Source organism: Streptomyces sp. NPDC046939 (assembly GCF_040644575.1).
Lineage (GTDB): Bacteria > Actinomycetota > Actinomycetes > Streptomycetales > Streptomycetaceae > Streptomyces.
Window position 1 is genome coordinate 20970 of record NZ_JBEYWV010000049.1, and the last position, 15532, is coordinate 36501.

Below are 15532 nucleotides of genomic sequence, written 5' to 3' on the forward strand. Positions count from 1 at the left end.
CCTCGTGTCCGTACGGGAGTTCGTCGTGCTCGGCACCGCAAGCCAGGTGCCGACACGCCACCGCAACCACAACGGCTACCTGCTGCGCTGGGACAGCGAAGGCATCCTCTTCGACCCCGGCGAGGGCACGCAGCGCCAGATGCTGCGCGCCGGGGTCGCCGCGCACGACCTGAACCGGATCTGCGTCACCCACTTCCACGGTGACCACTCGCTCGGCCTCGCCGGTGTCATCCAGCGCATCAACCTGGACCGCGTACCGCACCCGGTGACCGCCCACTACCCGGCCTCCGGCCAGCGGTTCTTCGACCGGCTGCGGTACTCGACCGCGTACCGCGAGACCGTCGACATCGCGGAGGAGCCGGTCAGCGGGGAGGGCGCGGTGCTGGCCGACACCCCCGCCTACCGGCTCGACGCGCGCCGCCTTTCCCACCCCGTCGAGTCGTACGGCTACCGCCTGGTCGAGCCGGACGGCCGCCGCATGCTGCCCGAGCGGCTCGCCGCGCACGGGATCGCCGGGCCGGACGTGGGCCGGATCCAGCGCGAGGGGCGGATCGGCGACGTCACGCTCGACGACGTCAGCGAGGTGCGGCGCGGGCAGCGTGTCGCGTTCGTCATGGACACCCGGTTGTGCGACGGCGTGACCGAGCTGGCCGAGGGGTGCGATCTGCTCGTCATCGAGTCGACCTTCCTCGACGAGGACGAGCGGCTCGCCTCCGATCACGGGCACCTCACCGCCGGGCAGGCCGCCCGGGTCGCGCGCGACGGCGGCGTGCGCCATCTCGTCCTCACGCACTTCAGCCAGCGCTACACCGACCCCGAGGAGTTCGCGCGGCAGGCGCGGGCCACGGGGTTCGACGGCGAGCTGACCGTCGCCCGCGACCTGGACCGCGTACCGGTGCCGAAACGCCGCTGACCTCGGGGAACCCTCAGGGGATGCGTACGATGCTCGGATGTCCCTCGCACCACTCGCACGCATCCCCAAGGCCGAGCTCCACCTCCACATCGAAGGCACCCTCGAACCCGAGCTGGCCTTCGCCCTCGCCGACCGCAACGGCATCACCCTGCCGTACGCCGACACCGAGGCCCTGCGCAAGGCCTACCTCTTCGACGACCTCCAGTCCTTCCTGAACCTCTACTACGAGCTGATGGCCGTCCTCATCACGGAGGACGACTTCGAGGCGCTCGCCGACGCCTATCTCGCGCGCGCCGCCGAGCAGGGCGTCCGCCACGCCGAGATCTTCTTCGACCCGCAGGCGCACACCGCGCGCGGCGTCGCCATCGGCACCGTGATCGAGGGGCTGCACCGGGCGCTCGCGCGCAGCGAGGAGCGGCACGGGATCTCCACCAAGCTGATCATGTGCTTCCTGCGCGACCAGTCCGCCGAGTCGGCGATGGAGACCCTGGAGGCGGCGAAGCCGTACCTGGACCGGATCGTGGGCGTCGGCCTCGACTCCGCCGAGGTCGGCAACCCCGCGTCCAAGTTCCGTGAGGTGTACGAGGCCGCGGGCGCGCTGGGTCTGCGGAAGGTCGCGCACGCGGGGGAGGAGGGCGATCCGTCGTACGTGTGGGAGGCCCTCGATGTGCTGGGCGTCGAGCGCGTCGACCACGGGCTGCGGTCCCTGGAGGACCCGGAGCTGGTCGCCCGCCTCGTACGGGACCGGATTCCGCTGACGCTCTGCCCGCTGTCCAACGTGCGGCTGCGCGCCATCGACGTCCTGGAGGAGCATCCGCTCGTCAAGATGATGGACGCCGGGCTGCTGTGCACCGTCAACTCCGACGACCCCGCCTACTTCGGCGGCTACGTCGGCGACACCTTCCACGCCGTCCACGAGGCGCTGGCGCTGGACCACGAACGGGTGCGGGAGCTGGCCCGCAACTCGTTCGTGGCGTCCTTCCTCGACGGCAGCGCGGAGGACGAGGCGCGGCGCGCCCGCTATCTCGCCGAGGTCGAGGCGTATCCGCTGGACGACATCTCGGGCTGAAGCCCGTCCGGGCCCGCCGTCGTGAACTCGTCCCTGGTGTGGACGGTGGCGGCGGGCGTCTCCAGCGGGTGCAGCTCCACCTCGACCACCGGCTGTTCGAGCAGGCCCGACGGCGGGACTGTCGCGCCGACCGGGGCGCCGCTGCGGCGCCGGGCCGCGCCCGCGAACAGCGGGCGTCCGCCGGTGTGCAGGGCCACCGCCGTAAGCGGCACCGCGAGCAGGAGCAGTACGGTCGCCAGTGCCGCGCCCATCGCCGGGAAGCCGACCGCCTGCGACAGCGAGCTGCCCACCAGCGGGCCGCACGCCGTGCCGAGCGAGGACGCCGAGCCGACCAGGACCGCCCAGCGGCCCCGCGGGTCGAGGGAAGCGGCGAGGCCCAGCAGGTAGGAGAGCACCACCGGGTAGAGGGTGTTCCAGGCGATCTCGCCCGTCGCGAAGGTGGCCAGTCCCTCGGCGCGGGCGCTCACCGCGATGCAGCAGGCGATGGCCGCCGTACCGGCGCCGATGGGCAGCGCGCGGCCCATACGGGTGCCGAGCGCGCCCGCGCCGACCACGCCGAGCAGGCCCGCGCCGAGGGCGATCGCGAAGACACTGCCCACGGTGACCTCGCTGAGGCCCGCCTGGACGGTGCCGATGCGGCTGCTCACGCCCCACAGCGAGTTCTGCGCCATCGACCAGCAGACGATGACGGCGGCGAGCGCCGCGCCGGAACGGGCGTGGGGGAGCGGGGACTTGGGGGCCGCCGGGTCCGCGTGGGTGTGGGTGGGGACGGTGTCCTCGTTCGCGGGGTCCGACAGGCGGCGGGTCGCCGGCCACACCGCGAGCGCCGTGAGCGCGAGCGCCGCGAACGGCAGGGCGTGGCCCGTCGGGCTGATCCGTGGGATCGACAGATACAGGGCGCCCGCGAGCGCCGAGACGCTCAGCAGACCGAGCGTGGACGCGCGGTGCGGGTCCTTCTGCGCGGCGATCCCGGTGGCGGCGACCGCCGTCGCCGTGCCCGAGCCGAAGCCGCCGATCATCGCACCCGCGACGACCAGCGGGAGGGAGGTGGAGAGCGCCGCCGTGCCGTAGCCGGCGGTCGCGAGGAGGAGGCCCGCGCGGGCGGCGCGGCGGGCGCCGATCCGTTCGACGCGGGCCGCGAGCGTGAAGCCCGCGCCGGCGGAGCTGAGCAGCAGCGCGCTGCCGATCAGGCCCGCCTGGGTCGGGGAAAGCCGCAGGCTGTCGGCGAGGCGGCCGACGACGGTGGGGAGCAGGTATGCAGCGAGATAGCCGGCCGTGAAGAGGGCGATCAGTGCGGGCCGGGGAGCGCGCGAAGACACGGGCAGTCCTGTGGACGGACCCCCTGCCGAGGCCGCCGCGCTGGGCCGGTTTTGGGCAAGGGGGTGGTATGGGGAGGGGGTTGGGGGCGCGACGTCTTTGCGAACGGGACCGAACCGGGGACGTTGGGGCGCGGCCAATTTGTATCAAGGGGCGGGGTGTTGGAAGAAGTCGGGGCTGTGTGAGCTGCGGCACATTCGGTTTGGGGATGGGGGGCGGGGGTAGTTGCGGTGGCTTTCCGTCCGGGCGCTGCTTTTTGGTGCCGTTGACTGGCCGTCTCGCCGCTTCGTAGGCTCCAGTCACATGTGTGGACAGCATCCACGTAGGGGGATGTCGTCCGCGCGCCCGTCGACGCAGGAGCCGCCCGATGACCGACCTCACCATCGCCGACGTCCGTCTCACGCCGATCCTCGTCGCGGATCCGCCGCTGCTGAACACGCAAGGGCTGCACCAGCCCTACACGCCCCGGCTCATCGTCGAGGTCACCACCGCGGACGGTGTCACCGGCGTCGGCGAGACCTACGGGGACGCCAAGTACCTGGAGCTGGCCCGGCCCCTCGCCGAGCGGATCGTCGGGCGGTCGGTCAGTGATGTGAACGGGCTGTTCGGTCTCGCCGACACCGTCGCCGTCGACGGCTCACGCGTCAGCCACCAGGTCGACGTCGGCGGGCTGCGCGGCGTCCAGACCGCCGACAAGCTGCGGCTCTCCGTCGTCTCCGGGTTTGAGGTCGCCTGCCTCGACGCGCTCGGCAAAGCGGTGGGGCTGCCCGTGCACGCGCTGCTCGGAGGGAAGGTGCGGGACTCCGTCGAGTACAGCGCCTACCTCTTCTACAAGTACGCCACCCACCCGGAGGACGCCGGGGGCGAGCCCGACGACTGGGGGGCCGCGCTCGATCCCGCCGGGGTCGTCGCACAGGCCCGGCTCTTCCACGAGCGGTACGGGTTCCAGTCCTTCAAGCTCAAGGGCGGATGCTTCCCCCCGGAGGAGGAGATCGCCGCTGTACGGGCCCTGGCCGAGGCGTTCCCCGGGAAGCCGCTGCGGCTCGACCCCAACGGGGCCTGGTCCGTCGAGACCTCGCTCAAGGTCGCCGACGAGCTGCGGGACGTCCTGGAGTATCTGGAGGACCCCGCGCTCGGGACGCCCGCCATGGCCGAGGTCGCCGCCCGGGCGGGAGTGCCGCTCGCCACCAACATGTGTGTGACCACTTTTGGGGAGGTCGCGGAAGCGTTTCGTCGTGGTGCCGTTCAGGTGGTGCTGTCCGATCACCACTACTGGGGCGGGCTGCGCAACACGCAGGCGCTCGCCGCTGTCTGTCGTACATGGGGCGTCGGCATCTCCATGCACTCCAACACCCATCTCGGCATCAGCCTCGCCGCCATGACACACGTCGCCGCCACCGTGCCCGACCTGCATCATGCGTGTGACTCGCACTACCCGTGGCAGTCCGAGGACGTGCTCACCGAGCGGCTCTCCTTCGACGGTGGGCGCGTCGCCGTCACCGACGCGCCCGGACTCGGTGTCGAGCTCGACCCGGACAAGGTGCGGGTCCTGCACGAACGGTGGCTCGACGAACGGTTCGCCGCGCTGCGGGACCGGGACGACGCGGCGGCCATGCGGGTGCTCGACCCGGAGTGGGTCACGCCGGCCGTCCCGCGCTGGTAGCCACGGCGGGGGGGGGAGGGGTGACCCGGGCCGGGTTCGGGACCATGTCAACCGCCCAGGTGGCGGGTGGCTTCGGGCACACTGGCCGGACCCGTACCTCTGCAGGGGAGAAGGACGTGACCCACCCCGAACCGGCCCGGCCCGAAACGGCGCACACGGACCCTCTCGCGGCCCTTCGCGCGCCCGGCGACCCCGACTGCGACGTGTACCTCACCGGCACCGTCTTCCTCGACATCGTCTTCACCGGGCTCGACAGCGCGCCCGTGCGCGGCACCGAGTCCTGGGCGCGCGGCATGGGGTCGAGCCCCGGCGGCGTCGCCAACATGGCGGCGGCGCTCGCGCGGCTCGGGCTGCGGACGTCGCTCGCCGCCGCGTTCGGGGACGACCACTACGGGGAGTACTGCTGGGACACGCTGGAGCGGGGCGAGGGGATCGACCTGAGCTACTCGCGGTCCGTGCCCGGCTGGCACTCGCCCGTCACCGTCTCCATGGCGTACGAAGGCGAACGCACCATGGTCAGCCACGGGCACGAGCCGCCGCCGGAGGAGCCCGCGCCCCGGTGCCCGCCGCGGGCCCGGGCCGCCGTCGCCTCGCTCGTGCCGGGGGTCGAGGCGGCCTGGGTGGGGGAGGCGGCGCGGAACGGGACGCGGATCTTCGCGGACGTCGGGTGGGACGAGACCGGGCGGTGGGATCTCTCGGCGCTCCACGATCTGCGGTCGTGCGAGGCGTTCCTGCCCAACGCGGAGGAGGCCATGCGGTACACCCGTACGTCGTGTCCCCGGGACGCGGCGCACGCGCTGACGGAGTACGTGCCGCTGGCCGTCGTCACGCTCGGGTCGGAGGGGGCGTACGCCGTCGACGGGCGGACCGGTGAGACCGCGTCCGTGCCGGCCATCGAGGTCGAGGCGCTGGATCCGACCGGGGCGGGGGACGTCTTCGTCGCCGGGTTCGTGACCGGGACGCTGGCGGGGTGGCCGCTGGCGGACCGGCTCGCGTTCGCGGGGCTCACCGCGGCGCTGTCCGTGCAGGAGTTCGGGGGGTCGTTGTCGGCGCCCGGGTGGGCGGAGGTGGCGGCCTGGTGGCGGCAGATCCATGCGATCGAGGAGCGGGGTGAGCAGGATCCTGCGGCGCTTGAGCGGTATGCGTTCCTGGAGCCGTTGCTGCCTGATGTCGGGCGGCCGTGGCCGTTGCGGCGGGCGGTGCCGACGATCGGGTTCGGGCGGTCGGCGTGAACGCTTGAACGCTTGAATGGAGGGTGGCCGTCTGGGGTCTCCTGGCGGCCATCCGTTTCGATCCGACAGGTGTGTGGGTGGGTACGGGGGCGCCCGGGGCATGTCCGTGCTCGCCATCTTGATGGCATCGCCGCTCTCTTCGGCTGCCCTCACCGCGTGCGCGAGTGCTGCGCGCGCACATACCCCGACCGCCCCCTCCCGCCGACCATCGGCTTACCCATATCGCCCGTTTAAGCCCCTCCGGCGATTGAGGAGCGGGGTCCGGGGCAGAGCCCCGGGGCTGGGCCGCAGCGCCGGGCGCACGATGGAAGGGGGCCGATGAAAACCCGGCCCCCCGATGAGCAGCGGCGCGAAAACACTTCGGGTCACCGAGCGGAGCGTCGTACGCTGGGACGCACATCAGACATCGGCTGTCACAAGGAGAATGCGGCCCTCAGAGCCCGCCCATGACGCAGACACCATCCAGCGCACGTGCGCAGTTCACCGTCCCGGCCAAGCACCCGATGGTCGAGGTTCTGGGCTCCGGTGATGCTTTGTTGCGTGTGATCGAGGAGGCTTTCCCGGAGGCCGATATTCATGTCCGGGGCAATGAGATCAGCGCGACGGGGCGGCCGGGGGAAGTGGCCTTGGTGCAGCGCCTGTTCGACGAGATGATGCTGGTCCTGAGGACAGGGGCACCGATGACAGAGGACGCCGTGGAGCGGTCCATCGCCATGTTGAAGGCCACGGAGAGTGGTCAGGGGGATGGGAGTGAGACTCCGGCGCAGGTGCTCACGCAGAACATCCTGTCGTCGCGTGGGCGCACGATCCGGCCGAAGACGCTCAATCAGAAGCGGTACGTCGACGCCATCGACAAGCACACCATCGTCTTCGGGATCGGGCCCGCCGGTACCGGCAAGACGTATCTGGCCATGGCGAAGGCCGTGCAGGCGCTCCAGTCCAAGCAGGTCAATCGCATCATTCTGACGCGGCCTGCGGTGGAGGCCGGGGAGCGGCTCGGGTTTTTGCCGGGGACGCTGTACGAGAAGATCGATCCTTATCTGCGGCCTCTCTACGACGCCCTGCACGACATGCTCGACCCGGACTCCATTCCGCGGTTGATGGCCGCGGGGACCATCGAGGTGGCGCCGCTCGCCTACATGCGTGGGCGGACCCTGAATGACGCCTTCATCATTCTCGACGAGGCCCAGAACACAAGCCCCGAGCAGATGAAGATGTTCCTCACTCGGCTCGGGTTCGACTCGAAGATCGTCATCACCGGTGACGTGACGCAGGTCGACCTGCCCGGTGGCACGAAGAGCGGGCTGCGGCAGGTGCAGGACATCCTCGACGGCGTCGACGACGTGCACTTCTCGCGGCTGTCGTCCCAGGATGTCGTCCGGCACAAGCTGGTCGGCCGTATCGTCGACGCGTACGAGAAGTACGACACCGAGAACGGTACGGAGAACGGCACCCACAAGGGCCGCTCCTCCAGAGGGACCCAAGGAAAGTAGTTCGAGAGCCCCATGTCGATCGACGTCAACAACGAGTCCGGAACCGAGGTCGACGAGCAGGCGATCCTCGACATCGCCCGCTACGCGCTCGCGCGGATGCGTATCCACCCGCTCTCCGAGCTCTCGGTGATCGTCGTGGACGCCGACGCCATGGAGCAACTGCACGTCCAGTGGATGGACCTGCCGGGGCCGACCGATGTCATGTCCTTCCCCATGGACGAGCTGCGGCCGCCCATGAAGGACGACGACGAGCCGCCCCAGGGGCTGCTCGGTGACATCGTGCTGTGCCCCGAGGTCGCCACGCGGCAGGGTGCCGAGGCTCCTACGCGGCACTCCATGGACGAGGAGCTTCAGCTTCTGACCGTTCATGGAGTGCTGCATCTGCTCGGCTACGACCACGAGGAGCCTGACGAGAAGGCCGAGATGTTCGGGCTCCAGGCCGCCATCGTGGACGGCTGGCGTGCCGAGAAGGGGTTGAGCGGGCCGTCTCCGGCGCCGACCGTGTCATGAGCTTCTCGTTGATCGCCGGGGCCGTCGCACTGGTCGTCGTCGCCTGGCTCGCCGCGTGCGCCGAGGCCGGTATCGCCCGCACCTCCAGTTTCCGCGCCGACGAGGCCGTACGGTCCGGGCGGCGCGGCAGCGCCAAACTGGCGCAGGTCGCCGCCGACCCGACGCGTTACCTCAACGTCGCGTTGCTGGTGCGTGTCGCGTGCGAGATGGCCGCTGCCGCTCTTGTCACCTATGCGTGTCTTGAGGAGTTCGCCGCCACGTGGCAGGCGTTGCTCGTCGCCATCGGTGTGATGGTGCTGGTGTCCTACGTGGCGGTCGGGGTCTCGCCCCGGACCATCGGGCGGCAGCATCCGCTCAACACCGCCACCGCGGCCGCCTATGTGCTGCTGCCGCTCGCCCGTGTCATGGGGCCCATTCCGCCGCTGCTCATCCTCATCGGCAACGCCCTCACGCCCGGCAAGGGGTTCCGGCGCGGGCCCTTCGCCTCCGAGGCCGAGCTGCGGGCCATGGTCGACCTCGCCGAGGCGGAGTCCCTCATCGAGGACGAGGAGCGCCGCATGGTGCACTCCGTCTTCGAGCTGGGCGACACGCTGGTTCGCGAGGTCATGGTGCCCCGTACCGATCTCGTCGTCATCGAGCGGTACAAGACCATCCGGCAGGCTCTCACGCTCGCCCTCCGGTCCGGGTTCTCCCGGATTCCGGTGGTGGGGGAGAGCGAGGATGATGTTGTGGGCATCGTTTATCTGAAGGATCTTGTTCGGAAGACCCATATCAATCGGGATTCCGAGGCCGAGCTGGTTTCCACCGCCATGCGGCCCGCGACCTTCGTTCCCGACACGAAGAACGCCGGGGATCTGCTGCGGGAGATGCAGCAGCTTCGTAATCATGTCGCTGTTGTGATCGATGAGTACGGCGGCACCGCCGGCATCGTCACCATCGAGGACATCCTCGAGGAGATCGTCGGCGAGATCACCGACGAGTACGACCGTGAGCTGCCGCCCGTCGAGGAGCTGGGTGACGACCGCTTCCGGGTCACCGCGCGGCTCGACATCGGGGACCTCGGTGAGCTGTACGGCATCGAGGAGTACGACGACGAGGACGTCGAGACCGTCGGCGGGCTGCTCGCCAAGGCGCTGGGGCGCGTTCCCATCGCCGGGGCCTCGTCCGTCGTCACCCTGCCCGACGAGCGGCGCCTGCGGCTCACCGCCGAGGCCGCCGCCGGGCGACGGAACAAGATCGTCACCGTGCTCGTGGAGCCCGTTCCCGACGAGGACGAGAAGGAGGCGGGCGAGGAGTGACGCCCCAGGAGCTGCGCGCCCTGTGCCTGTCGTTCAACGCGGCGGTCGAGGAGTTTCCCTTCAACCCGGAGACGTCCGTCTTCAAGGTGCTGGGGAAGGTTTTCGCGCTGAGCTCTCTGGACAAGGAACCCCTCACCGTCAATCTCAAGTGCGATCCCGAGGACGCCGTGCGGCTGCGGGAGGAGTACGCGGGTGTCGTCGTGCCCGGCTGGCACATGAACAAGCGGCACTGGAACACCGTGACCGTCGGCGCGCTCCCGGACCGGTTGGTGCGGGAGCTCGTCGAGGACTCGTACGACCTGGTCGTCGCCGGGCTGCCGCGCGCCGAGCGGCTCCGGCTCGACCGGCCCTGAGCGTCGCCGGGCCGGTCGTTCTCCTTATGCTCACCCCATGACTGAGAGCACCGACCTCGGCCCCGAGGACCGCAAGATCGTCACCCTGGCCCGTTCCGCGCGGGCCCGCAACGGTGTGCCCGAGGGCGCCGCCGTGCGCGACGAGACCGGGCGTACGTACGTCGCCGGGACCGTCGCCCTCGACTCGCTGAAGCTGAGCGCGCTGCGGACGGCCGTCGCCATGGCCGTCGCGTCCGGCGCGCAGTCCCTGGAGGCCGCCGCCGTCGTCTCCGGCGCGGACGCCCTGCCCGAGGAGGACGTGGCCGCCGTGCGCGATCTCGGCGGCTCCGGCACGCCCGTCTTCCTCGCGGGCCCCGACGGAACCGTGCGGGACACCGTCCAGGCCGGGTGAGGTGATGGTGTGGGGATCGTCACCTCAGGCCAGGTCAGGGGCGTCGGTCCTGCCGTGTGGTGGTGAGGGGTGGGGGTTGCCGGGCGCGCCGTGACGGGGCCCGGGGACCTTTGGCCCGGGGCTTAACACCTCTGTCGGGCCGGGCCCTGGGACAGGGCGGAGGTCCCTGCGGGAGGGCCTGTGACCCATGGGAGCGGTGTGGGTGCGCGGGCCATGGTGGAGAGGTCGCCCGGCGCCGAGAGCGCTCGGAGCGCGTCCCCGGCACGGGGAGCGCGCCGCGGCCGTCACCGTCCCCGAACGAAGGCTTTTCCGTGATCTTCTCCGCCCGTCCCACCGCCGCCCGTACCTCCCGCGTCCGCCGTCTCGCCGCCACCGGCGCCCTCGCCGGCGCCGCCGGGGCCATGGTCCTCGCGGGTACGAGTTCGGCCTCCGCGGCGACGAGCGCCTCCGCGCACGACTGGGACGCCGTCGCGCAGTGCGAGTCCAGCGGCGACTGGGCGGCGAACACCGGCAACGGCTTCTACGGGGGTCTGCAGTTCACGTCGTCCACCTGGTCCGCGTACGGCGGCACCGCGTACGCGTCGAGCGCGAACCTCGCCACCAAGGGCGAGCAGATCTCCGTCGCCGAGAAGGTGCTCGCCGCCCAGGGGCCGAACGCCTGGCCCGTCTGCGGCAAGAACCTCTAGTGAATCAAGGGGCTCAGACCGCGTCCGGGCCCCTTTCGCCTGTCCTGACCCTGATCACGCTCTCCACCGGGACCGCCCACACCTTGCCGTCGCCGATCTTGCCGGTGCGGGCCGCGCGGACGATCGCGTCCATCGCCGGTTCCGCGTCCGCGTCCTCCACGACGACCTCGATCCGCACCTTCGGTACGAGGTCGACCTGGTACTCCGCGCCCCGGTACACCTCGGTGTGCCCGCGCTGGCGCCCGTAGCCGCTGGCCTCCGTCACCGTCAGACCGTCCACGCCCAGCTCCTGGAGCGCCGTCTTGACCTCGTCCAGGCGGAACGGCTTGACGACCGCGGTGATCAGCTTCATGGCGCGACCTTTCGGGCGGCGGGGGCGGACGCGGGGTGGACCGTGGCGCCCAGGACGCCGTGATCGTACGCACTCTCCGCGTGCACCGTCTGGTCCAGGCCCGTCAGCTCCTCCTCCGCCGACGCCCGGAAGCCCATCAGTTTGTGCAGCGCCTTCCCGATCCCGTACGTCACCAGGAAGGTGTAGGCCGCCACCACCAGGACGGCCAGGAGCTGTTTGCCGAGCTGGCCGAGGCCGCCGCCGTACAGCAGGCCCTCCTTCGCCGTCGAGCCCGTCATCGCCGATGTGGCGAACAGGCCGATCAGCAGCGTGCCCACGACTCCGCCGACGAAGTGCACGCCGACCACGTCCAGCGAGTCGTCGTAGTGGAACTTGAGCTTCCAGGCCACCGCGTACGAGCAGACGACCCCGGCGGCGAGTCCTACGACAGCCGCGCCCACGACACCCACCACGCCGCACGCCGGGGTGATCGCCACCAGGCCCGCCACCGCGCCGGACGCCGCGCCGAACGTCGTCGGGTGGCCGTCCCGCCGCTGCTCCACGAACAGCCAGCCCAGCAGGCCCGTGCAGCCCGCGATCAGCGTGTTGAAGAGGGAGGCGGCGGCCAGGCCGTTCGCGCCGAGGGCCGAGCCGCCGTTGAAGCCGAGCCAGCCGAACCAGAGCAGGCCCGCGCCCATCACGACCATGGGGAGGTTGTGCGGGCGCATCGCCTCCTTCTTGAAGCCCGCGCGCGGGCCCAGGACCAGGCACAGGGCGAGGCCCGACGCGCCCGAGGCGATCTCGACGACCAGGCCGCCCGCGAAGTCGAGTGTGCCCAGGTGCTGCCCGATCCAGCCGCCCGGGCCCCACACCCAGTGCGCCACCGGGACGTATACGAGCAGCGCCCACACCGGGACGAAGACCAGCCACGCCGCGAACTTCGTCCGGTCCGCCACGGCGCCGCTGATCAGCGCCGCCGTGATGATCGCGAACGTCAGCTGGAAGGTGGTGAAGAGGAAGGTGGGGACCGTGCCGGTGAGGGACTGCGGGCCGATGCCCGCCATGCCCGCGTGCTCCAGGCCACCGATCAGGCCCGCGAACGAGTCGTCGCCGAAGGCGAGCGAATAGCCCGCCACCAGCCAGACCACCGTCACCAGCGCGATCGAGACGAAGCTCATCATGAGCATGTTGAGGACGCTCTTCGCCCGGACCATGCCGCCGTAGAACAGCGCCAGACCGGGCGTCATGAGGAGGACGAGGGCCGTGGCGGCGAGCAGCCAGGCGGTGTCGCCGGTGTCCAGGGCGGGGGCCGCGAGGGGGCTGGGCGTGACAGGCGTGGCAGGCATGCGCCTCAGCGTCACCGGTCCGCGTTTCGGGATCCGTACCTCGACGTTTCCGCCGTGTTTCGTGTTGCCGGGGCGTTACCGGGACCTCTCGGTGCTCGCGGGCGTTCCGGATCAGGGACAATGGGCGCCATGAGCGTTCACACCCCCGCCGCCGGATCCGCCCACCGCGCCGGCTTCGCCTGCTTCGTCGGCCGTCCCAACGCGGGCAAGTCCACCCTCACGAACGCTCTGGTCGGCAAGAAGGTGGCCATCACCGCCGACCAGCCGCAGACCACACGGCACACCGTGCGCGGCATCGTGCACCGCGAGGACGCGCAGCTGATCCTCGTGGACACCCCCGGGCTCCACAAGCCGCGCACCCTCCTCGGCGAGCGGCTCAACGACGTCGTGCGCACCACCTGGGCCGAGGTCGACGTCATCGGCTTCTGCCTGCCCGCCAACGAGAAGATCGGGCCCGGCGACCGGTTCATCGCCAAGGAACTCGCGTCCATCAAGAAGACGCCGAAGATCGCCGTCGTCACCAAGACCGACCTCGTCGACAGCAAGGCCCTCGCCGAGCAGCTCATCGCCATCGACCAGCTCGGCAAGGAGCTGGGCTTCGAATGGGCGGAGATCATCCCCGTCTCGGCCGTCGCCGACAAGCAGGTCGGCCTGCTCGCCGACCTCATCGTGCCGCTGCTTCCGGAGGGCCCCGCCCTCTACCCCGAGGGCGACCTCACCGACGAGCCCGAGCAGGTCATGGTCGCCGAGCTGATCCGCGAGGCCGCGCTCGAAGGCGTACGGGATGAGCTGCCGCACTCCATCGCCGTCGTCGTCGAGGAGATGCTGCCGCGCGAGGACCGGCCCGCCGACAAGCCGCTCCTCGACATCCACGCCTTCGTCTACATCGAGCGGCCCAGCCAGAAGGGCATCATCATCGGGCCCAAGGGCAAGCGCCTCAAGGAAGTCGGCATCAAGTCCCGCAAGCAGATCGAGGCGCTGCTCGGCACGCCCGTCTACCTCGACCTGCACGTCAAGGTCGCCAAGGACTGGCAGCGCGACCCGCGCCAGCTCCGCAAGCTCGGATTCTAGCCCCTGGAGCCACCGGTGGGGGTGAGGTCCTGGAGGCCGATCACCCTCAGCAGCTCCAGGCGCTCGTACGTGTCCGTGCCCGGCCGCGCCGAGTGCACGATGAGCTGCTGGTCGTGGCCGTCGCTCAGCAGCACCTCGCAGTCCAGGTCCAAGGTGCCGACCACCGGGTGCAGGAAGCGCTTGGTCGACGCGTGCCGTACCGCCACCTCGTGCGACGCCCACAGGTCCGCGAAGTGCGGGTTGCTCGCCCGCAGTTCCGCGACGAGGGCGGCCGGGCCCGGGTCGTCCGGGCGCGCCCCGACGACCGCGCGCAGATGCGCCACGTGGGCGCGGGCGTGCGTCTCGTAGTCCTCCGGCGGGACCATCGCGCGGAGCGCCGGGTCCGTGAAGTAGCGGCGCACCAGGTTCTCGCCCGTGTGCTCGCCCGACAGGGCCACCGCCATCGTGTTCTGCGCCAGCACCTCGCCCCAGTCGCTCAGCACCTGCGCCGGCAGGTCGTGCAGCCGGTCCAGGATCAGCAGCAGACCCGGCCGTACGTGCGTGGACGAGCCGCCTGTGCGGGGCGGCTCCTCGCCCGCCAGATGGAACAGGTGGTCGCGCTCGTCCACCGTCAGGCGCAGGGCGCGGGCGAGGGCGTTGAGCATCTGACGGGAAGGGTGCGAGCCGCGCCGCTGCTCAAGCCGCGTGTAGTAGTCGACGGACATCCCCGCGAGCTGCGCCACCTCCTCGCGGCGCAGGCCCGGCGTACGGCGCCGGGCGCCCGCCGTCAGACCCACGTCCGACGGGGCCAGGCGGGTGCGGGAGCGGCGCAGGAAGTCGGCGAGTTCTCCACGGTTCACCCCTTCAGGGTCGCGCGGGCCGCCCGGCTTATCCAGGGCGTGCCGCTCCCTGGATAAGCGCGTCTCTCCCGCCCGCCCGCTGCCGCGCCGATCGTGAGGGGCATGGCTACGACGACGAGGAGGCGGCCATGCTGACATTGGTGACAGGCGCGACCGGGCAGGTCGGCAAGCGGTTCGTGCCCCGGCTGCTGCAGAGCGCGGCGCCCGGCGACGAGGTCCGGGTCATGGTGCGGGACGCGTCCCGCGCGGAACGGTTCGCCGAGCTGGGGGCGCAGGTCGTGATCGGCGATCTCCGGGACACCGAGGCGCTCGGCAAGGCGACGGCGGGGGTCGACGCGGTGGTCAACGTCGCCGCGGCGTTCCGGGGCGTGCCGGACGAGGAGGCCCGCGCGGTCAACCGGGACGCGGCGATCGAACTGGGGCGGGCGGCGGTGGCCGCTGGGGTTCGGAGGTTCGTGCAGGTCAGCACGGGGCTCGTCTACGGGGCCGGGCGGGGGCGGCCCCTGGTGGAGTCCGACGAGACGGTGCCGGGTGGGCCCATGTGGGGCGCCTACCCGGAATCCAAGTGGGAGGCGGAGCAGGCGCTGGCGGCCATGGACGGGCTCACCGACCTCCGCATCGCGCGGCTCCCCTTCGTCTACGGCGACGGTGACCCCCACCTCGTGAACGCGATGCAATGGGCCCCGAACTGGCCCGCCACCCAGCGCCTCCACATGGGCCACCACGCGGATGTCGCCCAGGGCCTCCAACGCCTTCTGTACGCGCCGGGGGCGAAGGGCGTCTACAACATCGCGGATGACGCTCCGCTGACCACCGTGGACGTGTACGCCCTGAACGGACTTCCGGTGCCGCCGGCCCTGTACGAGCAGGTGGACCCGGATCCTTGGCGAGCGGTGCTGTCCACGTCCCGTATCCGCCGGGAACTGGGGTACCGCCCGTTCTACCCGTCGGTCTGGGTGGCTCAAGACATGGGCGCCCTGTAGCTGGGCCCCCTAGCGTCCAGCCCCGGGGCTCCGCCCC

The 15532-nt window shown here is 71.2% G+C and carries 15 protein-coding genes and 1 pseudogene; 12 read left to right on the plus strand and 4 right to left on the minus strand.

Annotation, left to right across the window (positions count from 1 at the left end; translation table 11 throughout):
* Positions 1–4 precede the first annotated feature (4 nt).
* Positions 5–913, plus strand: a complete 909-nt coding sequence (locus tag ABZ877_RS37105) for a ribonuclease Z (protein WP_361080557.1) — start codon at positions 5–7, stop codon at positions 911–913.
* A 37-nt stretch (positions 914–950) separates the two neighbouring features.
* Complete coding sequence (locus tag ABZ877_RS37110; protein WP_361080559.1) at positions 951–1982, plus strand: adenosine deaminase; 1032 nt, start codon at positions 951–953, stop codon at positions 1980–1982.
* Here the strand turns inward: ABZ877_RS37110 and ABZ877_RS37115 are convergent.
* Positions 1934–3301: an MFS transporter gene (locus ABZ877_RS37115; RefSeq protein WP_361080561.1), complete on the minus strand. Its 1368-nt coding sequence runs from the start codon at positions 3299–3301 to the stop codon at positions 1934–1936. The two genes, ABZ877_RS37110 and ABZ877_RS37115, sit on opposite strands and share 49 nt — an antisense overlap.
* A 365-nt stretch (positions 3302–3666) precedes the next feature.
* Here ABZ877_RS37115 and ABZ877_RS37120 point away from each other — a divergent pair, with 365 nt between their 5' ends.
* The 8 genes and pseudogenes from ABZ877_RS37120 to ABZ877_RS37155 form a co-directional block, all read left to right on the plus strand.
* Positions 3667–4962 carry a glucarate dehydratase family protein gene (locus ABZ877_RS37120; protein ID WP_361080563.1) on the plus strand — a complete coding sequence of 432 codons (1296 nt, stop codon included), beginning with the start codon at positions 3667–3669 and terminating at the stop codon, positions 4960–4962.
* A 116-nt stretch (positions 4963–5078) separates the two neighbouring features.
* The gene (locus tag ABZ877_RS37125) at positions 5079–6194 is read left to right on the plus strand and encodes a PfkB family carbohydrate kinase (protein WP_361080565.1); all 1116 of its coding nucleotides are present in this window, start codon (positions 5079–5081) and stop codon (positions 6192–6194) included.
* Between the two features lie 446 nt (positions 6195–6640).
* A complete protein-coding gene (locus ABZ877_RS37130; RefSeq protein ID WP_361080567.1) occupies positions 6641–7687 on the plus strand; it encodes a PhoH family protein in 1047 nt (348 codons plus the stop codon).
* A 12-nt stretch (positions 7688–7699) separates the two neighbouring features.
* Positions 7700–8197 (plus strand): rRNA maturation RNase YbeY, encoded by a 498-nt coding sequence (ybeY, locus tag ABZ877_RS37135; RefSeq protein ID WP_361080569.1) that lies wholly within the window; start codon positions 7700–7702, stop codon positions 8195–8197.
* On the plus strand, positions 8194–9495 hold the full coding sequence (locus ABZ877_RS37140; RefSeq protein ID WP_361080571.1) for a hemolysin family protein: 1302 nt from the start codon (positions 8194–8196) through the stop codon (positions 9493–9495). Before ybeY ends, ABZ877_RS37140 begins: the two co-directional genes overlap by 4 nt.
* Positions 9492–9848 (plus strand): MmcQ/YjbR family DNA-binding protein, encoded by a 357-nt coding sequence (locus ABZ877_RS37145; RefSeq protein ID WP_361080573.1) that lies wholly within the window; start codon positions 9492–9494, stop codon positions 9846–9848. Before ABZ877_RS37140 ends, ABZ877_RS37145 begins: the two co-directional genes overlap by 4 nt.
* 37 nt (positions 9849–9885) lie before the next feature.
* Positions 9886–10239 (plus strand): cytidine deaminase, encoded by a 354-nt coding sequence (locus ABZ877_RS37150; RefSeq protein WP_361080575.1) that lies wholly within the window; start codon positions 9886–9888, stop codon positions 10237–10239.
* Positions 10240–10550: 311 nt separating this feature from the next.
* Positions 10551–10916 (plus strand): annotated as a pseudogene (locus ABZ877_RS37155) (transglycosylase family protein); the annotation flags it as partial.
* 22 nt (positions 10917–10938) lie between these two features.
* Here the strand turns inward: ABZ877_RS37155 and ABZ877_RS37160 are convergent.
* Positions 10939–11277 (minus strand): P-II family nitrogen regulator, encoded by a 339-nt coding sequence (locus tag ABZ877_RS37160; RefSeq protein WP_361080577.1) that lies wholly within the window; start codon positions 11275–11277, stop codon positions 10939–10941.
* Positions 11274–12602 (minus strand): ammonium transporter, encoded by a 1329-nt coding sequence (locus tag ABZ877_RS37165; RefSeq protein WP_361080579.1) that lies wholly within the window; start codon positions 12600–12602, stop codon positions 11274–11276. The genes ABZ877_RS37160 and ABZ877_RS37165 overlap by 4 nt, the downstream gene beginning before the upstream one ends.
* Positions 12603–12722: 120 nt before the next feature.
* Between ABZ877_RS37165 and era the strand changes: the two genes are divergently transcribed.
* The gene (gene era / locus ABZ877_RS37170; RefSeq protein WP_361080581.1) at positions 12723–13673 is read left to right on the plus strand and encodes a GTPase Era; all 951 of its coding nucleotides are present in this window, start codon (positions 12723–12725) and stop codon (positions 13671–13673) included.
* Here era and ABZ877_RS37175 read toward each other — a convergent pair.
* A complete protein-coding gene (locus ABZ877_RS37175; protein ID WP_361080583.1) occupies positions 13670–14512 on the minus strand; it encodes a helix-turn-helix transcriptional regulator in 843 nt (280 codons plus the stop codon). The two genes, era and ABZ877_RS37175, sit on opposite strands and share 4 nt — an antisense overlap.
* Positions 14513–14640: 128 nt before the next feature.
* Between ABZ877_RS37175 and ABZ877_RS37180 the strand changes: the two genes are divergently transcribed.
* Positions 14641–15495 (plus strand): NAD(P)-dependent oxidoreductase, encoded by an 855-nt coding sequence (locus ABZ877_RS37180; protein ID WP_361080585.1) that lies wholly within the window; start codon positions 14641–14643, stop codon positions 15493–15495.
* The last annotated feature ends 37 nt before the right edge of the window (positions 15496–15532 follow it).